Raw genomic sequence first — 20,108 nt, 5'->3', positions numbered from 1 at the left:
TTAAGTAATGCAAGACGTCCTTGACCCCGCCATGCCCTTCCTCGCCCCCATCCTCGCAGTGGCCCTCGCCGTGGCCGCCGGACTCCTCGCCTCCTGGCTGGTGCGCCGGATCGTGCTCCGGCTCAACCGCAACCAGCCCGCCCTCCGCGAGACCTCCCGGGTGGCGCGGCTGCCGTTGCGCTTTGCGCTCTGCCTGATCGGCGTCCGAATCGCCCTGGGCCTGACCACGGACGACGCCGAATGGCGCCGCAACCTTGACCACGCGCTGCAGATCGCGCTGATCGGCTCGCTCGCGTGGATGGCGATCGCGGTCTTCCTCATCATCGAGACCATGGTGCTGACCCGCTACCGGGTGGACGTGGCGGACAACCGCCGCGCCCGCCGGCTGCGCACCCAGGTGATCCTCGCCCGCCGGATCGGCGTGGCCCTGATCGTCATCGTGGCCCTGGGCATTGCGATGCTGACGTTCCCCGCGATCCAGGCCCTCGGCGCCGGCCTGCTGGCCTCCGCCGGCGTGATCTCGCTGGTCGCCGGACTTGCCGCGCAGACCTCGCTGGTCAATGTTTTCGCCGGCATCCAGCTGGCCTTCACGGACGCGATCCGGGTCGACGACGTGGTGGTGGTGCAGAAGGAATGGGGCCGGATCGAGGAGATCACCCTGACCTACGTGGTGGTCCACATCTGGGACGACCGGCGGATGATCCTGCCCTCGACCTACTTCACCACCACCCCGTTCGAGAACTGGACCCGGCGGCAGTCCGAGGTCATGGGCACCGTGGAGTTCGACCTCGACTGGCGCGCCCCGGTCGAGGACATGCGCGCGGAACTCAAACGGGTCCTGGCAACCACCGAGCTCTGGGACAAGCGGGTGGGCATCCTGCAGATCACCGACGCGACCGCGGGCTTCGTGCGGGTCCGCATCCTGGTCAGCGCCGCCGACAGCGCCACGCTCTTTGACCTGCGCTGCCTGATCCGCGAAGAGCTGGTGCTGTTCCTGCAGCAGGAACACCCGACGGCGCTCCCCCACGTCCGGCTCGAATCGCTCAATGCCGCTTCGCTCGGATCCGGTACCACCGCCTCGGCCCAGGCGTCCGGACCCTCCACGAAGCAGCCCGGCACGGTCTCCGCCGCGGACGAACACAGCCGGCACCCCGCCGATCCGCACGACTCCCAGCTGTTCACCGGATCGATCGAGGCGATCCAGCGCTCCCGGGCCTTCACCGGCCCCGGCGAGGAAGTGTTCGAGGACCGGGACAAGAGCATCGCCGCGCAGAACTAGCCTGGCCGTTTCGCCGCCGGCCGGTGCTGCCCGGCGCCGGCCGCCCCCAATCGGCGGGCGCCGTCCACATGGCACCGGCGGGGTCTTCCCTGCCTGCGGGAACTGTTCAATAATCAGGATTCGGTGAGACAGCGTCCGCGTTGCCCGCCGGTGCCCGCCGGAGCCCGCCGGAGCAGCTGAGGAGTCCCCCAATGACGGTAGAACAGCCGACTGACGAATCCCTTGCGGCCCCGTCCCGCGACTGGTTCCGGAGCGCCGTCGTCTATCAGATCTATCCGCGCAGCTTCGCCGATTCCAATGGAGACGGCATCGGGGACCTGCGGGGCATCATCAGCAAGCTGGACTACCTGCAGCGGCTCGGCGTCGACGTCCTCTGGCTCTCCCCGATCTACACCTCCCCGCAGGATGACAACGGCTACGACATCAGCGACTACCGCAACGTCGACCCGATCTTCGGCACCCTCGAGGAACTGCGGGAACTGACGGACGGGCTGCACGCCCGGGGCATGAAGCTGGTCATGGACCTGGTGGTCAACCACACCTCGGACGAGCATCCCTGGTTCGTCGAATCACGCTCCTCCAAGGACAACCCAAAGCGGGATTGGTACTGGTGGCGGCCGCCGCGCGAGACCTCCGCTGACGGCTCCGCCGCCGGTCCGGGCGCGGAGCCGAACAACTGGGGGTCGGCGTTTTCCGGACCGGCCTGGGAGTTCGACCAGGCCACCGGCGAGTACTACCTCCACATATTCTCCAGGAAGCAGCCGGACCTGAACTGGGAAAACCCGGAGGTCCGGGCCGCGGTGTACGAGATGATGACCTGGTGGCTGGACCGGGGTGTGGACGGCTTCCGGATGGACGTCATCAATTTCATCTCCAAGGACACCGCCCTGCCGGACGGGCCCATCGCCGCCGGCATGCTCTACGGCGACGGCAGCCCGTTCTACATCGGCGGGCCCCGGATCCATGAATTCCTGCAGGAGATGCACCGCGAGGTCTTCGCCCACCGCCCCGGCCCGCTGCTGACCGTCGGCGAAATGCCCGGCGTCACCGTGGAGGAGGCGATCCTGTTCACCGACCCGGAGCGCGCCGAGGTGGACATGGTCTTCCAGTTCGAGCATGTCGCCCTGGACCAGGAGGACGGGAACAAGTGGCGGCCCAAAAAGCTCAAACTCACGGACCTCAAGCGGACCCTGGGGCACTGGCAGACCGGCCTGGCGGAGCGCGGCTGGAACAGCCTCTACTGGGGCAACCATGACCAGGCCCGTGCGGTCTCGCGCTTCGGCGACGACGGTAAATACCGTGAACTCTCCGCCAAGATGCTCGCCGGGATCCTGCACCTGCACCGGGGCACGCCCTACGTCTACCAGGGCGAGGAACTGGGCATGACGAACATGACCTTCGGGGCGATCAGCGATTACCGCGACATCGAGGTCCTCAACCACCACCGCGAGGCCACCACCCATCTGGGCCACACGGACGCCGACGTCCTCGCCGCGCTGGCGCCGCTGAACCGCGACAACGCGCGCACCCCGGTCCAGTGGGACGCGTCGCGGCATGCCGGTTTCACCACCGGCTCGCCCTGGATTGCGGTCAACCCGAACGCCAACCACATCAACGCCGCCGCGCAGATCGACGACCCCGATTCGGTCTACAGCTTCTACCGGAAGGTGATCGGGCTGCGGCACACCGAGCCCGTGATTGCGCACGGGGACTTCACGATGCTGCTGCCGAAAGACGAGCACGTCTACGCCTTCGTCCGGTCACTGCCGGAGACGCGGCTGCTGGTGCTGGGGAACTTCTCCGGCCAGGATCAGGAGGTGACACTCGACGACGCCGATGTTCCGCTGGCGTGGGGCAGCGCGGATCTGATCCTGGGCAACTACCCGGCCGAGCCCCCGGTGCCCCGCCTGCACCTCCGGCCGTGGGAGCTGAAGGTCTTCCGCGCCGGCGCAGCGCGGCCCGCCCGGTAAACCGCGGACGCGCAATCCCGTGCAACACACGTTCAACGATGAGTGAGGGAGCCTGAGATGACCATTCCACCGCCACACGAACCCGAGCCGTTTCCGCCGGAACCGGGCCCGACCCCGCCTGAGCCGCAACCCGGGGACCCCTTCCCGCCGGAGCCCGGACCGGTCCCGCCCCCGGCGCCGATTCCGCAGCCGGGCCCCACGCCGGCGCCCGGCCCGTTCCCCACGCCCGGTCCGCTGCCGATACCGGACCCCGGGCCGGTCCCGCCGCGGCCGGACCCGACGCGGTTCTAGCTTGGTTCACCGGCCGGCTGGTTTGCCGCGGCTGGCTTGGCCGGCGGCCTGGTTCAACCGGCCATGCCGTGCAGGAAGTTCCTCACTTCGGCGTTGAAGGCGTCGGGCGCCTCTAGCGGGGCCAGGTGCCCGACGTCGGGAATCACGACGAGTTTTGCGCCGGGAATCTGGCGGTGCAGTTCGTGGGCGACGTTCAGCGGGGACCGCTGGTCGTCTGCGCCGTAGAGCAGGAGCGTGGGAATGGTGATGGTTGGCAGCACGGGTCGGTAGTCGGCCCGGCCGCTGGCTGAGAGCAGAGCCTGCTGCCCGGCCGGGCGCACATCAGCCATGATCCTGGCGGCTTCAGCGACGACGGCGGGATCGGCCTTGTCGGTGAAGAGTGTCGGCAGCCAGTCGTCGATGAATTTCTCCGGAGGCTGACCGATCTCGGCCAGCACCTGGGCGTAGCGCCGCTCGACCTCCTCGGCCGGCAGGGAACCCGCCCAGCCGGCATAGGCCGAAGCCAGCACCAGGGACGCGGGAATCCCGGGATACCCGCGGTACAGCTCCAGGGCCACCATGGAACCCCAGGACAGCCCCAGGAGATGTGGCTTCGCCGGTACGGCTGCGCGCAGGAATCCGGCCGTGATGGCGCCAAGCTCACCGGCGGACATCCCTGGGTCCGGGTCGTCCGCCTGGCCGCACCCGGGAGCGTCCCAGGCGAACACCGTGAACTCGTCCGAGAGCCCTTCCAGCTGCGCACGCCAGATCCGGCTGTCCTCCCCGGCCCCGTGGAACAGGACCAGCGCCGGTCCCTGGCCAACCCGCTGATATGCGATCCGCAGCCCATCAACCTCGACGGTTTCCATAATTCAATGCTAGGCCGGTCCGCCGTGGCCCGCAGGGCCAGGACGCGCCCCGTTCAGGAGGACTGAAGGGAAGCCTGTCCGCGCCACGGCCCCAGACTCACGACGCGCAAAGCCGCCCGCGTCGCACAAAAGACCCCTCGACGCCCGGGTTCGGGTGGCGAGGGGTCTTTGGCGCGACGGCCGGAAAAATGCGTGTCGCCGGCTACGGCAGGATGATGATGATGTCCCGGGTCCGGTGGTCGTAGTGGATGACCAGCAGGCCGCCGGAGTGGCGCACCTCGTGGTTGGTGCCGTCGAAGGCACCGAACGCGCCGAAGTTCTCGTCCCAGGAGCGGTTGAGCGCGATCTTGAAGCTGTAAGTACCGGCCGGGAGATCCGCTGCGAGCTTCCAGAGCTGATCGACGAGGTCCAGTTCCATCTGGGATTCGTCGTACTGCGGGGCCCAGTTGGCGGGGGCGCCGAGCAGGATGTTGAAATCGCCGGCGACGGCGACAGCTTCGGGCTGCTCAACGGTTCCCACGCTGGTGGCAGGAGCCGCGGCCGCGGCGGCTGCCGCACCGGCTACGGGAGATGCGGCCGCAGGCGCTGTAGCCGCGGTCGTTGCAGCCGCGGGCTTCTCAGCGGCCGGCGCAGTGGCGGGTGACTCGGCTGCCTTGTCGGCTGCCTTGCGCTTGCGGACCGCCTTGGCGACCGGGGCGACGGCGTCTTCGACCAGCTTGGCAGCCTTGCCGGCGACCTTTTCGGCAACCGTGGCAGCCTTCGGAGCCGCGGCTTCGGAAGCGGCCTTCCGAACCGGGGTCCCGGCAGGGGGCGCCGACGGAAGCGGGGTGTCGGCGGGAACAGGAGTTCCGGCGTCGAGCGCTGCGGCGAAAGCGGCAGGGTCAGCAAACGCGACCGTGGCGCGCTGGCCGTCCTCGGTAATGGTCCAGCCCGCACGGCCCTTGACCAGCCAGCCGGCCTTGACCAGCTTCGCGGTGGCGGTGGTCAGGGTCTTGTGGCCACGGGGAATTCCGCCGCTGAGCAGTTCGCGCTCAAACTCGTTGAGCGGAACGCGGGCGATGGCCTCGCCCAGCACTGCTCCGGCGTTCAGCTTCTCGCCCGTCCACACCCCCTCTGCCAGAACGTCCAGTACGGCCTTCAGTCGACGGGTGGTGTTTTCGGCAGTGTTCGCGCCCATGGGTCTCCTCTAGAAGCAATTGATCCACCTGCATTTTGCCAAGGATCATCGAGTTTCCGCGAGTCGGTAACGGTTAACTCTGTGTGTCGTGACCCACTATTACACCCCATAACTGCGGGCGCGAGGGGCCTTGGGCAGTGTACCCGCGGGTAGTATTTCCGGCACGCACTCTCCGGCCCCGGCACGGCGAGGACCGGAGCCGCGCTGAACCTGGGGTGGTGCTGCTGCTAGATCTTGGGGATCAGGACCGGGGTGTTCTTCTTGTAGGCTTCATAATCGGCCTGGCCGCCCCACTTCGTGTCGGACTTCTTCTCCAGAAGCGGCACGCCGCTGACCTTGGTCAGCAGCAGGGTAACGAACACCGGGGAGATCAGGGCCACCCACTGCCAGGCCTGCAGCGCGGGCAGTGCGATGATCGCGACACCGATCCAGAGCAGGATCTCGCCGAAGTAATTCGGGTGGCGGGACCTGGACCACAGCCCGGTGGAAATGAATTTGCCCTTGTTGGCGGGGTCGGCGTTGAAGCGGCTTTTCTGGCGGTCGGCCGCGACTTCGATGCCGAAACCGACGGCCCACACCAGGAAGCCGAGCAGCGCGAACCAGTCCAGCGCCACCCTGGTCGCCGAGGTAATCGCCACCCACGCTGCGGCCGCGGTGAAGACCACCCAGAGACCCTGGATGGTCCACACGTTGAGGAACCGGACGAAGGAGGGTTTGATCTCGTCAAAGCGGTCGTCCTTGCCAGCCTTGCTGATGCGGCGGAACAGGAAGGTGCCCAGCCGCAGCGTCCAGGCGAGCACCATGGCTGCCAGAAGCAGGGCGCGGGCGTCGACTCCCGGGGTGAGCAGGATGAGCAGGAGCGTGATGGCGGTGTAGGTCAGGGTGCCGGTCAGGTCGTAGAACTTCTCGGTCTGGGCCTTGAATGAGGGGATGAATGCCAGCCACTGGATGAGGAACGCGGCCCCGACCGCCATCGCGAAAACGGGAATCCCGCCCAGGGTGGCTCCACCCTGGCTGCCGGCCACGGCGACAAGCGCCCCGATCAGCACCACCACGGGGAGGGCGATGAGCGCCTTACGGTCTGGTTCCTTCATGACGAAGTTCCTTTCACAGGCGGAGCCGGATGCCGGCAGTCCGCCCGGAGTCATCCCACCGGTCACCACAGTTTTAGTCAATTCTATTTGACGATCAAATGGAATTGCGTATTGTCGAATGAGGCGAGCGTAAGGAGGGATCATGACTGCGTCGCCGTACCACCCGGCCTCGTCGGCCCTGCAGGGCCTATTCACGCTTGCCAACGAGACAGAGCGTGTAGTCGCCCACAAACTGGGGCTGAACCTCACCGACTACCGGGCGCTCTCGGCGCTGGCACAGTCCGGACCGGTGACGGTGGGCAAGCTCGCCGCGGAACTGGGCGCCACCCCGGCCACCACCACCGCGATCGTGAGCCGGCTGGAGTCCCGCGGCTACGTGGCCCGCCACCGGAACACCGAGGACCGGCGCCAGGTCCACGTGAGCGCCACGCCGGCAGCCAACCGTGGAATCATGAACCTGATGCGGCCGCTGATGACCGCCGCCAACGAGCACATCAAGGCCCTGCCCGCCGCCCACCAGGGGGTCGTCGCGGACTTCCTCGACGTCGCCCAGCACCTGATGCAGGACCACTTGCACACACTTTCGGAGAAGGACGCCCGATGAGAGAGTTCACCACCCCGCTGCTGGTTGGGCCGTCCGGTCACCGGAACGCGACCGAGCTGCTGATGCAGCGCTTCCGGACTTCCCCGGACCACGTTGCCTTTGAGGTGCGGGCCGCGGATGCCGCGGTCACGGGTCCCTGGCGCCAGGTGACCACCCGGCAGTTCGTTGACGAGGTACGCGCGCTGGCCAAGGGCTTCATTGCGGCCGGCATAAAGCCCGGCGAATCACTCGCCATCATGTCCCCCACCCGGTATGAGTGGGCGCTGGCGGACATGGCAGCGTGGTTCGCCGGCGCCGTCGTCGTCCCGATCTACGAGACCTCTGCCGCTCCCCAGGTGACCGCAATCATCGCCGACGCCGGGGTGCGCCTCGCGGTGGCGGGCACAGCTGAGCACGCCGTCCTGTTGGAGCAGGGGTTTGAACAGGCCTGGATGCCGGGCCTGGGGGTCTGGACCATGGACGACCGTCCGGGGGCGGACCTGGCCGACCTCGCGCTCCTGGGCGCCGGGATTTCCGAGAGTGCGGTCGAGGACCGGCGCCTGCTGGCAGATCTCGACGCGGTGGCGACCATCGTCTACACCTCCGGCACCACGGCCGCTCCCAAGGGCGCCCTGATCACCCACGGCAACTTCGTGGGGCAGGTGCTGAACGTGGCCGCCGCCTACACCGGGGTGGTCCGCGAGGGCGGCAACACCATCATCTTCCTGCCGATGGCCCACGTGCTGGCCCGCGGACTGCAGCTGACCTGCCTGGCCAACGGCATGCGCATCGCGCACCTGTCCGACCCCCGGGACGTGGTGCCCGCCCTCGGCGCCCTGAAGCCAACCTTCCTCGTGGTGGTCCCCCGCGTGCTGCAGAAGATCCAGGCGTCCGCCGCGGCCGCCGCGGCGAAGAAACACCTCGGTCCGGTGTGGGCGTCAGCGCAGGGCACCGCGGTCGCGTGGGGCCGGTTCGCCGAAGCCCGCGACGCCGACCCGGCCGCCCGGGCTGCGCCGGGCCTGCGGTTCAGGCATGCGCTGTTTGATCGGCTGTTCTACGCCCGGCTCCGGCAGCTGATGGGTGGACGCCTCGGCTACCTGCTCTCCGGTGCCGCCGCACTCGACGCCGAGCTGTCCCTCTTCTTCCGCGGCCTCGGCCTGCCGGTCATCGAGGGCTACGGCCTCACCGAAACAACCGCCCCGCTGACCGGGAACATGCCCGGATCGATCAGGGCCGGCTCGGTGGGCGTCCCGATGCCGGGAACAACCGTGCGCCTCTCGGACCAGGGCGAGGTGCTTGCCCGCGGCGTGGGCGTGTTCGCCGGCTACCGCAGACCGGCCGACAACACGGACGCTTTCACCGACGGGTTTTTCCGCACCGGGGACCTCGGCGAGCTCGATGAGCTGGGAAGGCTGACCCTCAGGGGCCGGATCAAGGACGTCATCGTCACCGCGGGCGGCAAAACCATCTCCCCCGCCATCTGGGAGGGCTATGTCGAAGGCGACCCCCTCGTGGCCCACGCCGTGATGGTCGGGGAGGGCAAACCCTTCCTCGGCGGGCTCGTGTTGCTGGACCCGGAATCCGTCGCGGCCTGGGCGGAGCGCGAGGGCATCGCCGATCTGGCCGGTCTGCGCATCCCCGACGACGGCGGCGCCGTCCAGATCGACAACGCGCGGCTCCTCACCGCGATCGGCCAGGCAGTCAGCGCCGCCAACGCGAAGATCGCACGCTCCGAGCAGGTGCGCCGCTTCGTGCTGCTGCTGACCGACCTCAGCGAGGCCAACGGGATAGTGACCCCCACCATGAAGCTCAAACGCGGCGCCTTCACCGAACGAGCCCGCCACATCGTTGACAACCTCTACGCGGAAAACAGGAGCCAAGCATGAGCATCCGAGTCAAGAGGTGGCTGCTGTCCTACGCGGTCGCCGCCGTGATCTTCGCCGTCCTCGACGTCGTCTGGATCGGCACCGTGGCGAACAAGCAGTACGAGAGCCAGATCGGTGACCTGCTGGCGCCCAGCGTCAACCTCGCCGGCGCCGTCGCCTTCTACCTCATCTTTGTGGCGGGGATCGTGCACTACGGCGTCCGGCCCAACGACCCGGACGCCACCCTGAGGCAACGGGTGACGGGAGCCGCCCTGTTCGGCTTCTTCACCTACGCAACCTGGGCCCTGACCGGGCTCGCGGTCCTCAAGGACTTCCCGGCCGTGGTGGCGTTGACCGACATCGCCTGGGGCGCCGCTGCCTGCAGCGCCGTCACCTGGCTCACGGCCGTGCTCCTGCGGCGTATGCTCGCGCCGGCCGGCACCTCAAAGTAGCGCCCACGGGCGACGCAACCCTTGCCCGGTATAGGTGAAGTATGCTTCACTATTTATGCGGAGGGGAGTATCCCCTGAATGTCCCGTCGTCAGTACGGCCGACCCTGAGCGGCCCGGCGTGACAGGTCCCTTGGGGCCGGGAAAGACCTCCAGTTGGTGTACTGACTGGAAGCGAGTGTTCCCTCGATGGATGTTCCTTTTTGGGCCTGGTTGGCCGTTCTTGCTGTCATTGTCCTGATGCTGGCCGTGGACCTGTTCGCGCACCGCAAAGCGCACGTCATCCGTGTCCGGGAAGCCGCGCTCTGGTCCGCCGTCTGGGTCGCCTTCGGCCTGGGGTTCGGCGCCCTGGTCTGGCAAATCTACGGAGCGGAGTTCGGCCAGCAATACTTCGCCGGATACCTGATCGAGAAATCCCTCGCCGTGGACAACGTGTTCATCTGGGCCATCATCTTCACGTACTTCGCAGTACCCCGCGAATACCAGCACCGGGTGCTGTTCCTCGGCGTACTGAGCGCCTTGGTCTTCCGGGGCATCTTCATCGCCGCGGGCGCCGTCATCATCGCCAGTGCCGAGTGGGTGTTGTACATCTTTGCCGCTTTCCTCCTCCTCACCGGCTACCGGATGATCCGTCACCGCAACGACATGCTTGACCCGGAAAAGTCCCGGGCCCTGAAACTCTTCCGCCGACGCGTGCCCATGACGGACGACTTCCACGGACAGCGTTTCCTGATCCGCAAGAACGGCGTCCTGCTGGCCACCCCGCTGCTCGCGGTGCTGGTCCTCATCGAGGTCACCGACATCATCTTCGCCGTGGACTCCATCCCCGCGATCTTCGCCGTCACCGACGAAGTGTTCCTGGTCTTCACCGCCAACGCCTTCGCCATCCTGGGCCTCCGGGCAATGTACTTCCTGCTCGCTGACATGATCCACCGCTTCATCTACCTCAAGATCGGACTCGCGCTCGTCCTCATCTGGGTCGGCATCAAAATGCTCCTCAAAATCGACATCTTCTACATCCCCACCCCGCTCTCCCTTGCCGTCATCGCCACCATCCTTGGGGTGTCCATCGGCTTGAGCCTCTGGGCCACCCGCGGACAGGGCCGCAAGGATCCCACGGCGCCGGCGCACTCCCCCTTCGGAACCGCCTCACCCGAGGAAATCGCCGGGCTGGAACCGCTGTGGCGCAAGCCCCGCGACACGAAGACGGCGTCGTCGTCGAAACGCCAGTAAGGAACGAACCATGACAGCCGCCCCGCCTGGCACGGAAAAGGGTCCGGAAAAAGGCTCGAATCCGCCCTTTCCTCCGGCACCCCCGCGTCCCGCATGGACCTTTCTCACGAACCACGGGCACGTCCTGCTTTCGGTGGCGGCCGACCCTCAAGCCCGCATTACCGAGATCGCCGCGAGGGTCGGCATCACACCGCGCGCGACCCTCCAGATCCTCAAGGATCTCGAGGACGGAGGTTACCTCCACCGCATCCGGGCCGGACGGCGAACCCGCTATGCCCTTGAACCCCACCAGCACTTCCGTCACCCCGCCACCGCAAGCCGGGAAATCGACGGACTGATCGGCCTCTTCTCGGGCGCCGCACCGTCAGCCGAGGCAGTGCCGCCAAAGGACGCCCCGTCATAGTGCAACGCGGGGTCATCTACGGCCCATGCGAGGCCGCCCGATGGGCCGGAGGTGACCCCGCGTTGCTTGTGGGTTTAGTGCCCGGAGGCGGCGAGTTCGGCCAGCAGCTCCGTCTTGCGTTCCTCGCTCGCGAAGGAGGAACGGATCGAGTTCGCCGCCATCCGCACGAAGTCGAATTCGGACAGGCCGATCACGGACTTCAGCTGCACAAAGTTGTCGTCCACGTATCCGCCGAAATATGCCGGATCGTCCGAGTTCACGCTCACGTTCAACCCCGCGGCGAGCATTGCGGGCAGGGGGTGCTCCTTCAGGCTGTCCACCGCGCGGAGCCGGACATTGGACAGCGGGCACACGGTCAGCGGCATGAGCTCGTGCACCAGCCGTTCCACCAGCTCGGGGTCCTCCATGCAACGGATGCCGTGGTCGATCCGTTGCACCTCCAGCAGGTCCAGCGCCTCGATGATGTACGACGGCGGGCCCTCCTCGCCGGCGTGCGCGATCCGGTGCAGCCCGGCGTCCTTGGCCCGGGCGAACAGCCGCTGGAACTTGGCCGGCGGATTGCCCGCCTCGGCCGAATCCAGGCCGATGCCCGCGATCGGCGCGTCCATGGCGAGCAGCTTCTCCAGCACCTCCAGTGCGGAATCCTCGGACAGGTCCCGCAGGAACGCGGCGATGAGCAGGGTTGAAATCCCGAACTCCTGCGCAGAGACGGCCAGTACGGACGCCACGCCGTTCACGCTTGTCTCCAGGGACACCCCGCGGGACAGGTGGGCCTGCGGATCAAACATGATCTCGGCATGCCGGACGCCGGCGAGCGCAGCCCGGGTCAGGTACGCCCGGGTCATGTCGGCGAAGTCCTGCTCGGTCTGCAGCACGGCCATGTTGGCGTAATAGAGGTCCAGGAAGGACTGCAGGTCCGTGAACTCGTAGCGGGAGCGCAGCTCGTCCAGGTCCGCGTACGGCAGCTGGATGCCGTTGCGTTCCGCCAGGGCGAAGATCAGCCCGGGCTCGAGGGTTCCTTCGATGTGGAGATGGAGCTCTGCGACCGGCAGCGGACCGTGGACCTCCTCGGGAACCTCGGCGAAGGCGGGACTCTCGGGGGTGGGAGGTACTGGGCTGTCCGGTGCAGCGTCCCCGGTGGCAGCGACGCCGTCGTTAGTTTCCATTCGGTAAGGATATGCCCGCCGGCAGCAGACACCGATAGAGTCGATCTAATGCACAGTGATCAGCATGCTTCCCATCCTTCCGGCCCGGCCCTGACAGGGCTGGGCGCCGACCGTCCCGCGGACGGCTTTGTCCGGGTGCGCGGTGCCCGGGAGAACAACCTGCGGAACGTGGACGTGGACGTGCCCCGCGACGCGATCGTCGCGTTCACCGGGGTTTCCGGCTCCGGAAAGTCCTCGCTGGCCTTCGGGACCATCTACGCCGAGGCCCAGCGCCGCTACTTCGAGTCCGTGGCGCCCTACGCCCGCCGGCTGATCCAGCAGGGCCACAACCCCAAGGTGGAAATGATCTCCGGGCTGCCGCCCGCCGTCGCACTCCAGCAGCGCCGCGGGACGCCCAGTTCCCGCTCCACGGTCGGCACGGTCACCACGCTGTCGAATTCGCTCCGGATGCTCTTCTCCCGCGCCGGCAGCTACCCCGACGGCGCCGGCCAGCTCGACTCGGACGCCTTCTCCCCCAACACCGCCGCCGGCGCCTGCCCGGAATGCCACGGCCTCGGTATCGCGCACACCGTCACCGAGTCCTCTTTGGTCCCGGACACGTCACTGAGCGTCCGCGACGGCGCGATCGCCGCCTGGCCCGGGGCCTGGCAGGGCAAGAACCTGCGCGACATCCTCACGCACCTGGGCTACGACGTCGATACCCCCTGGCGGAAGCTGCCCAAGAAGGACCGCGACTGGATCCTCTTCACCGAGGAACAGCCCGTGGTGGAGGTAACGCCCCAGCGCGACCGCGTCGCGAAGCCGTACAAGGGCCGTTTCTGGAGTGCCAAGAGCTACGTGCTGCACACCCTCGCCGATTCCAAGAGCACCACCATGCGCGACCGCGTGCTGCGCTTTATGGAAACCGGACCGTGCCCGGTCTGCGCCGGCAGCGGCCTGACCCCGGCCGCCATCGCCGTGACGTTCGCGGGCAGAACGATCGCCGAACTCAACGCCGTCCCCATGAGCGAACTGGCCGAAATTATCCGTCCCACCACCGAGCTCAAAGACGCCGGCACCGCCTCGCGCAAGCAGAGCTCCGGCGAGGGCAACGAGGTGGCCGTTGCCATCACCCGGGACCTGCTGCAGCGCGTCACCGTCCTGCTGGACCTCGGCCTGGGCTACCTCGCGCTGGGCCGGTCCACCCCTACACTCTCCCCCGGCGAGATGCAGCGGCTGCGGATCGCCACCCAGCTGCGCTCCGGCCTCTTCGGCGTGATCTATGTGCTGGATGAGCCCTCCGCCGGGCTACATCCGGCCGACGCCGAACCGCTCCTGGCGGTCCTGGACCAGCTCAAGTCCTCCGGCAACTCGGTGTTCGTGGTGGAGCACAACATGGACATCGTCCGCCGCGCCGACTGGCTGGTCGACGTCGGCCCGCGCGCCGGTGAAGGCGGCGGCGAGGTGCTCTACAGCGGCCCGGTCGCCGGGCTCGCCGAGGTGGACGCGTCGGTGACCCGGCCGTTCCTGTTCCCGGACGGATCAGGTCCAGCGGACGGCTCTGGTGGAGCGGACGACGGCGGTTCCTCCACCGGTGGCACGTCAGCATCCGGCAGCTCCGCTGCCCGCACCTCCACCGCCCGCACCCGCCGGGACGCTGACGGCTGGCTGGAGCTGCGCGGCATCAGCCGCCATAACCTGCGCGAGCTCGACGCCGATTTCCCGCTCGGTGTGCTGACCGCGGTCACCGGCGTGTCCGGCTCCGGAAAGTCGACCCTGGTCAGCCAGGTGCTCGCCGAGGTCGTGGGAAGCCGGCTGCATCCGGAAGCCGACGCCGCGGCGAAAGCCCCGGAGGACCTGGAGTCCGAACCCGCGGAATCCGCCGAGCCGCTCAGTGTCGGCCCGGTCTCCGGGCTGGACCGGCTGGACCGGCTCGTCAAGGTGGACCAGAAGCCGATCGGCCGCACCCCGCGCTCCAACCTCGCCACGTACACCGGGCTGTTCGACGCGGTCCGCAAGGAATTCGCGGCGACGGACCAGGCCCGGACCCGCGGCTTCGGTGCGGGCCGCTTCTCCTTCAACGTCGCAGGCGGCCGCTGCGAGACCTGCCAGGGCGAGGGCTTCGTCGCCGTCGAACTGCTGTTCCTGCCCGGCAGCTATGGCCCCTGCCCGGAATGCCAGGGCTCGCGCTACAACCCGGAAACCCTTGAGGTGACCTACCGCGGCAAGAACGTGGCGGAGGTCCTCGGCATGACGGTCGACGCCGCCGCGGAGTTCCTGGCCGCGGTCCCCGCCGCCGCACGCAGCCTGCAGACCCTCCGCGAGGTGGGCCTGGGCTACCTGAGGCTGGGCCAGCCCGCCACGGAACTCTCCGGCGGCGAAGCGCAGCGCATCAAACTCGCCACCGAACTGCAGCGTGCCCAGCGCGGGCATTCGCTCTACCTGCTGGACGAGCCCACCACCGGACTGCACCCGGCCGACGTCGAACTCCTGATGGCGCAGCTGCACCGGCTGGTCGACGCCGGAAACACCGTGATCGTGGTGGAACACGAGATGGACGTCGTGGCCGCCGCGGACTGGGTGATCGATCTTGGCCCGGCCGGGGGCGACGCCGGCGGCGAGATCATCGCGGTGGGGACGCCGGCCGTCGTCGCCCGGTCCAAAAAGAGCCGCACGGCGCCGTATCTTGCCGCGGTGCTCGGCGGCTGAGCGGCGCGTGAGTGCTCCGGGATTTCGGCTGAGGTTGCCAAGGATAAAACGACTTTAGTTGATGATAACGGCTTGATAACGGCCGCGGCCTCGCCTAGCCTAGAGTTCATGCCCGGACACCGGGCATGAATGCCCGGTGCTACCACCACCAGATACTGCCCGACCGGTAGACACCGCAACGACCTCTATTGTCAGGGGCGGGCAGTAGTGCGACAACGTCCGGGGACGGACCGAGCACCGGTGGCCCTCAGGAGCATCTAACCCATGAAGAAATCCACCTACAGCACTGTCGCGCGCCGCGGACTCACCCTTGCGGCGGTCTCCATCGCCGGCGTCGCCCTGTCCGCCTCGGCTGCCAACGCAGCTGTCCCGAGCGCCACAGCCACGACCGTCTGGGATTCCCTCGCCGAGTGCGAAAGCAGCGGCAACTGGGGCATCAATACCGGCAACGGTTATGCCGGCGGGTTGCAGTTCAGCCCCAGCACGTGGGCCGCCTACGGCGGCACCGGGTCTGCGGCAAACGCCAGCCGGGAGCAGCAGATCGCCGTTGCCGAAAAGGTACAGGCCGGCCAGGGCTGGGGAGCATGGCCCTCCTGCGCCGCCAAGCTGGGCCTGACCGGCGGCGCGATAGCTCCGCAGAGCGCGCCGAAGGCGCAGGCTCCCGCCGCGGTTCCGGCTCCAGCAGCCAAGCCCGCCACGGCCGCAGCCCCCAAGGCCGCAGCCGCGCCGAAGGTCGCAGCACCCAAGGCCGCCGCACCGGCACGCCATGTGGCGGCCGTCCCCCTGAGCGGCGAGAGCTACACCATCCAGAGTGGCGACACCTTGTCCAAGATCGCCGAGAAACTCAACATCGCCGGCGGCTGGCAGGTGCTGGCCGACGCCAACACCGCGACCATCAGCGATCCTGATGTGGTGTTCCCCGGCCAGGTGCTGCAGCTCCCCGCCTGATCTGCGCCCCCACCCTTTTCCGGCGGCAGCTGTTCACGACAGTAGCCTTCCCGGCAGAAGCGGTTAAACCACGACGCCGGAGCGTTCCCTCAGGGGAACCTCCGGCGTCGTGCTGTCTGATTGTGTCGTGCTGTCTGATTGTGCTGTCTGGTCAGCTGTCTGTCGTGCTGTCTAACGGGGGGCGCTGCGCTGTGGCCGCCGGACCTAGGCGATCCGCGGAATTTCGCGGACGATCTGCACTTTCCAGACGGTGTCGTCGCTGGTGTCCAGCAGCGCGACGGTGCCCATGGCAAGGTTCAGCGCAACCCGCTTGGCGGCGAGCAGCTCAAGGTAAAGACTCTCGTTCATCCGGGCCGGGGCGTCGATCACGTACTTCACGGCGTCGCGGACCTTGCGGTAATTGGTGCTCTTTTCGCGATGGAGGTGCAGTTCCAGCAGCCCGCGCTGCCGGATCGTGGGCTCATGGCGGTTCAGCCAGGACACCGCGGTGTGGACGGCCACCACGACGGCGACTGAGATGACATAGATCTCCCAGCCGCTGGAGAGCAGGAACAGGGGAAGATTGGCGATCGCAACCACCGCGATGAAGAGCCGGAGCGCCAGGATGCGCCGCATGGTCAGCGCCACGGACGCGAGCGCCGTCCGGAAACCGTGCTGCTCCTTGCGGGCAGCCGCCGGATCAATGGTGAACTCCTCCAGGACGAGGATCCCGTTCGCCTCGGGGCCCAGCATTTGTCCGTACTTGGGCAGTTGTCCGGGCGCAGTCCGCGCCGCTGATTCTGTAACTGACTTCTTCGGCATGGCGTGTCTTCCGGGCGGCAGGGGTTGTTTGTGCTAGTTTACGCGCCCAATCTGTGAGCTGTCTGTCCCGTCCGAAATGTGAACACGCTCACCCGCAGCCTGCCGCAATTGGCGCATTGGCTCGATGGCCTCAAACTGGAGTGATGCAGACCTTTCTCCCCTTCCCCGATTTCCAGCAGAGCGCCGCGGTTCTGGACCGCGAGCGGCTCGGCAAGCAACGCGTTGAAGCGCTGCAGATCCTCCGGGCGCTGGTGATCCCGGAGTACGGGTGGCAGTCGCACCCCGCCATCCGGATGTGGATGGGGTACGTCCCGGCCCTGACTCTTTACGGCCTGACTGTGGTGAATGAATGGACGGCCCGCGGCGGCGAGGACACCACACGCGAGAAGATCATGGAGTTCGCACCCCAGGCTGCGCACCCCGACTACGCCGCGAAGATCCCGATGCCGCCGTGGCTGGGAGCCCCGGAACTGCACCTCAGCCACCGCTCCCGGCTGATCGCCAAGGACCCGCGGTTCTACACCCCGTTGTTCCCGGATACGGAGCTTGACTTGGAGTATGTCTGGCCCGAGCCCAAACTTGAGCTGTTGCCGGAGGACCCTTCCGGTGACCGCATGTGGGTCCTTCGCCAGCCGCTCGGTGACACCGAGCCGGAGAAGCTGGAGACTGTCAGCCTCCCGCTCGTGGGCAAGGCCAAGGCAGCCGCAGCCGGCGACGAGGAGTACCAGTTCATCTATGCAGACTCCGGTTCCCGCCGGCCCAAGGTGCGCAAGCTCCCGCCGAAGCAGCTCATCAAAAAGCCCACCCGCAAGCGCCAGCAGCAGGAAGAAGCGTTCAACACGCTTCCGGGCAACTCGACGGTGGCCATCCCGTTCGACGGCGGCGCGACCTTCGCCGTCGGCAAAGTCCTGGGCCGTCCGATCACTGTGGAGGGCCGCTTCGCGCGGAACTTCAAAGTCGACGAGATCCTGAACCGCTCGGACTTTGACTACCCGGCGCTACTACAGGATCCGCGGGTCTTCTTCCCGATCCCGGCGCGGTAACTCGGATTCGGCGGCCGCGTCCGCCGAAAAATGGCAGACTGGCCACCATGACTGTATTTATGGCCGGTTGCGGCGATCTGGGCACCGAGGCCGGGCTGCGGTTCGCCGCGGCGGGCCACCGCGTGGTGGGCTGGCGGCGCTCGCCGGAGAAGCTCCCGCCGGCCATCGAAGGCGCCGCGGCTGACCTGAGCTCCGGCGAACTGCCGCCCGTCCCGGCGGACACCACCGCCGTCGTCGTCGCGATTGCGGCGGACTCACCCACCGAGGCTGCCTACCGGGCCGCCTACGTGGACGGGCTCTCCAACGTTGTGGACGCCGTCCTGCGCTCCGGCGCCCCAGTGCGCCGCGTGCTCTTTGTCTCCTCGACCGCGGTCTACGGCGACGCCGGCGGGGGCTGGATCGACGAGAGCACGGCGCCGGAGCCCGGCGGGTTCTCCGGCCGCATCATCCGCGAGGCGGAGGGCCACCTGGCCAGCCGGCTGCGCGGCACCGGAATCACGCCGGTGGTGCTGCGGCTCGGCGGCATCTACGGCCCGGGGCGGACCCGGCTGATTGACCAGGTGCGCGGCGGATCCGCGGTGGTTCCGGCGGAGCCGCGGTTCACGAACCGCATCCACCGGGACGACGCCGCTGCCGCGATCGTCCACCTGTGCACCATGGACTCGGACCCGGCACCGGTGTATCTGGGCGTCGACAATGAACCTGCCGAGCTTGGTGAGGTGCTGCGCTTCCTGGCCGCCGAGCTGGGACTTCCCCAGCCGCCGTCGGACACGGCCGAAAGCGGCCCGAAGGCCGGTGGCAACAGCGGCGCGGCCGGACCGTCTGCAACGGCCGCAACGGCCGGTGGGCAGAAAACCGGCGGCGAGCCGTCCCGCGGCGGCAACAAACGCTGCAGCAACGCACTTCTGCGCAGCACTGGATTCGAGTTCACCTACCCGAGCTTCCGCGAAGGCTACCGGGCCATGCTCGCCGGCGTGGGGGAACGGCACGCCTGAGCCCGCCGTTCCAGAGGTCACCCACCGAGTTTCCAGTGAGGGGAACAATGGATTTGCAGCAAATTATTGAAGCGATCGGCGGGTACATGGACGCCGCCGGTGTGGCCGTGATGGTGCTCGGCGCCATGGTGTCCCTCCCGCTGGCGATTCGCGGCTTCCAGCCCCGGCGGTTGCCCGAAGGGGCCGAGCCGCTGTCTGTGTACCGCTCGTACCGGCAATTGCTGGGCCGTTCAATCCTGCTCGGGCTGGAGCTCCTGGTCGCGGCGGACATCATCAAGACTGTCGCTGTGACCCCTACCTTCGAAAGTGTCGGGGTGCTCGCCATCATCGTCCTGATCCGGACCTTCCTGAGCTTCTCACTCGAGCTCGAAATCACCGGCCGCTGGCCCTGGCAGAAACAACCCGAGGGCTCCTCCGCAGCGTCATCTGCGGGCTGAATCCCTTTCGGGTGTCGCAGGCTCCGGTTAGGCTCGGGTCATGACTGACTCCACCGCTGCCCTTGCCCCGAAAGCCACCGAGCTGCTCCGGCTCCACCAGGCGCCCGAAATCCTGCAGGTCATCAATGTCTGGGACGCCATCTCCACCAAGGTGGTGGCTGACGTTCCGGGGATCAGCGCTTTGGCCACGGCCAGCCATTCAATCGCGGCGTCGCTGGGCTACGCGGACGGCGAGAACATTCCGGTGGACGAAATGATCGACGCCGTCCGGCGGATCGCCGCCGCCACAACGCTCCCGGTCAGTGCCGACCTCGAATCGGGTTACGGCAACCCCGGCGAGACAGTACGCAAAGCCACTGCTGCGGGCATTGTCGGCGCCAATATCGAGGACCAGATGCGTCCGCTCGGCGAGGCCGTGGCGCAGATGAGCTCGGTAGTGCGCGCAGCCGAGGCCGAGGGCATTGACTTTGTCCTCAACGCCCGCACCGACGCCTTTTTGAAGGGCAAAGACCGGGACCCTGAGGCTGTGCTGGCCGATGCCATTGAGCGCGGCCGAGCCTTCCTCGAAGTGGGCGCGACGGCGGTGTTTGTGCCGGGCCTGCTGGACGAGGCCACGGTCAGGGCACTGGTGGATGGTATCGGCTGGAACACGGTTTCGGTCATCAACGTTCCCGGTTCCCTGACACCGGCCAAACTTCAGGATCTCGGAGTGGCCCGCATTTCCTATGGTCCATGGACCCAGCGCGTGGCGCTGACGGCGCTGGCCGATGCAACGGGAGAACTCCTCGCCGGCGGGGCGCTTCCGGACAATACCCGGCCCCTGAACTAGCGGGCCCCG

The 20,108-nt window shown here is 67.8% G+C and carries 18 protein-coding genes; 13 read left to right on the top strand and 5 right to left on the bottom strand.

Annotation, left to right across the window (positions count from 1 at the left end):
* Positions 1 to 7: 7 nt before the first annotated feature.
* Together ASPU41_RS10000 and ASPU41_RS09995 are read left to right on the top strand one after the other, a co-directional pair.
* Complete coding sequence (locus tag ASPU41_RS10000) at positions 8 to 1,279, top strand: mechanosensitive ion channel family protein (RefSeq protein ID WP_083266450.1); 1,272 nt, start codon at positions 8 to 10, stop codon at positions 1,277 to 1,279.
* A gap of 191 nt (positions 1,280 to 1,470) precedes the next feature.
* A complete protein-coding gene (locus tag ASPU41_RS09995) occupies positions 1,471 to 3,249 on the top strand; it encodes a glycoside hydrolase family 13 protein (protein WP_069950792.1) in 1,779 nt (592 codons plus the stop codon).
* A 344-nt stretch (positions 3,250 to 3,593) separates the two neighbouring features.
* On the opposite strand, the gene ASPU41_RS09990 is transcribed toward ASPU41_RS09995, so the two are convergent.
* The 3 genes from ASPU41_RS09990 to ASPU41_RS09980 form a co-directional block, all read right to left on the bottom strand.
* On the bottom strand, positions 3,594 to 4,388 hold the full coding sequence (locus ASPU41_RS09990; RefSeq protein ID WP_069950791.1) for an alpha/beta fold hydrolase: 795 nt from the start codon (positions 4,386 to 4,388) through the stop codon (positions 3,594 to 3,596).
* A gap of 202 nt (positions 4,389 to 4,590) precedes the next feature.
* The gene (locus ASPU41_RS09985) at positions 4,591 to 5,565 is read right to left on the bottom strand and encodes a pullulanase X25 domain-containing protein (protein WP_069950790.1); all 975 of its coding nucleotides are present in this window, start codon (positions 5,563 to 5,565) and stop codon (positions 4,591 to 4,593) included.
* Between the two features lie 227 nt (positions 5,566 to 5,792).
* The gene (locus tag ASPU41_RS09980; protein WP_069950789.1) at positions 5,793 to 6,659 is read right to left on the bottom strand and encodes a DUF1295 domain-containing protein; all 867 of its coding nucleotides are present in this window, start codon (positions 6,657 to 6,659) and stop codon (positions 5,793 to 5,795) included.
* Positions 6,660 to 6,801: 142 nt separating this feature from the next.
* Between ASPU41_RS09980 and ASPU41_RS09975 the strand changes: the two genes are divergently transcribed.
* The 5 genes from ASPU41_RS09975 to ASPU41_RS09955 all read left to right on the top strand — a co-directional run bounded on the left by ASPU41_RS09975 (position 6,802) and on the right by ASPU41_RS09955 (position 11,192).
* Complete coding sequence (locus tag ASPU41_RS09975; protein ID WP_069950788.1) at positions 6,802 to 7,263, top strand: MarR family winged helix-turn-helix transcriptional regulator; 462 nt, start codon at positions 6,802 to 6,804, stop codon at positions 7,261 to 7,263.
* Positions 7,260 to 9,128 (top strand): AMP-dependent synthetase/ligase, encoded by a 1,869-nt coding sequence (locus ASPU41_RS09970; protein WP_069950787.1) that lies wholly within the window; start codon positions 7,260 to 7,262, stop codon positions 9,126 to 9,128. Before ASPU41_RS09975 ends, ASPU41_RS09970 begins: the two co-directional genes overlap by 4 nt.
* Positions 9,125 to 9,559 carry a DUF2177 family protein gene (locus tag ASPU41_RS09965; protein WP_069950786.1) on the top strand — a complete coding sequence of 145 codons (435 nt, stop codon included), beginning with the start codon at positions 9,125 to 9,127 and terminating at the stop codon, positions 9,557 to 9,559. The genes ASPU41_RS09970 and ASPU41_RS09965 overlap by 4 nt, the downstream gene beginning before the upstream one ends.
* Before the next feature lie 186 nt (positions 9,560 to 9,745).
* On the top strand, positions 9,746 to 10,789 hold the full coding sequence (locus tag ASPU41_RS09960) for a TerC family protein (RefSeq protein WP_069950785.1): 1,044 nt from the start codon (positions 9,746 to 9,748) through the stop codon (positions 10,787 to 10,789).
* A gap of 10 nt (positions 10,790 to 10,799) precedes the next feature.
* A complete protein-coding gene (locus ASPU41_RS09955) occupies positions 10,800 to 11,192 on the top strand; it encodes a helix-turn-helix transcriptional regulator (protein ID WP_069950784.1) in 393 nt (130 codons plus the stop codon).
* Between the two features lie 74 nt (positions 11,193 to 11,266).
* Here the strand turns inward: ASPU41_RS09955 and ASPU41_RS09950 are convergent, their stop codons facing one another.
* Positions 11,267 to 12,358, bottom strand: coding sequence for an adenosine deaminase (locus ASPU41_RS09950; RefSeq protein WP_231941232.1), 1,092 nt, complete (start codon positions 12,356 to 12,358; stop codon positions 11,267 to 11,269).
* Positions 12,359 to 12,406: 48 nt separating this feature from the next.
* Between ASPU41_RS09950 and ASPU41_RS09945 the strand changes: the two genes are divergently transcribed.
* On the top strand, positions 12,407 to 15,046 hold the full coding sequence (locus ASPU41_RS09945; protein ID WP_069950783.1) for an excinuclease ABC subunit UvrA: 2,640 nt from the start codon (positions 12,407 to 12,409) through the stop codon (positions 15,044 to 15,046).
* 264 nt (positions 15,047 to 15,310) lie between these two features.
* Positions 15,311 to 15,994 (top strand): transglycosylase family protein, encoded by a 684-nt coding sequence (locus ASPU41_RS09940; protein ID WP_069950782.1) that lies wholly within the window; start codon positions 15,311 to 15,313, stop codon positions 15,992 to 15,994.
* 204 nt (positions 15,995 to 16,198) lie between these two features.
* Here the strand turns inward: ASPU41_RS09940 and ASPU41_RS09935 are convergent, their stop codons facing one another.
* Entirely contained in the window at positions 16,199 to 16,726 is a 528-nt protein-coding gene (locus ASPU41_RS09935; protein WP_069950781.1) for a hypothetical protein, read from the bottom strand.
* A 212-nt stretch (positions 16,727 to 16,938) separates the two neighbouring features.
* Between ASPU41_RS09935 and ASPU41_RS09930 the strand changes: the two genes are divergently transcribed.
* From ASPU41_RS09930 to ASPU41_RS09915, 4 genes are read left to right on the top strand one after another with little or no spacing between them, the layout of a single operon-like run.
* Complete coding sequence (locus ASPU41_RS09930; RefSeq protein ID WP_069950780.1) at positions 16,939 to 17,838, top strand: MSMEG_6728 family protein; 900 nt, start codon at positions 16,939 to 16,941, stop codon at positions 17,836 to 17,838.
* 47 nt (positions 17,839 to 17,885) lie between these two features.
* A complete protein-coding gene (locus tag ASPU41_RS09925; protein WP_069950779.1) occupies positions 17,886 to 18,833 on the top strand; it encodes an SDR family oxidoreductase in 948 nt (315 codons plus the stop codon).
* 47 nt (positions 18,834 to 18,880) lie between these two features.
* Positions 18,881 to 19,270 (top strand): DUF1622 domain-containing protein, encoded by a 390-nt coding sequence (locus ASPU41_RS09920; protein WP_069950778.1) that lies wholly within the window; start codon positions 18,881 to 18,883, stop codon positions 19,268 to 19,270.
* A gap of 40 nt (positions 19,271 to 19,310) precedes the next feature.
* Positions 19,311 to 20,099 carry an isocitrate lyase/PEP mutase family protein gene (locus ASPU41_RS09915; RefSeq protein ID WP_069950777.1) on the top strand — a complete coding sequence of 263 codons (789 nt, stop codon included), beginning with the start codon at positions 19,311 to 19,313 and terminating at the stop codon, positions 20,097 to 20,099.
* Positions 20,100 to 20,108: the final 9 nt, after the last annotated feature.

It is taken from the genome of Arthrobacter sp. U41 (assembly GCF_001750145.1).
Taxonomy (GTDB): domain Bacteria; phylum Actinomycetota; class Actinomycetes; order Actinomycetales; family Micrococcaceae; genus Arthrobacter.
The sequence above is the reverse complement of the archived record's forward strand: the minus strand, read 5'-3'. Positions and strand labels throughout refer to the sequence as shown.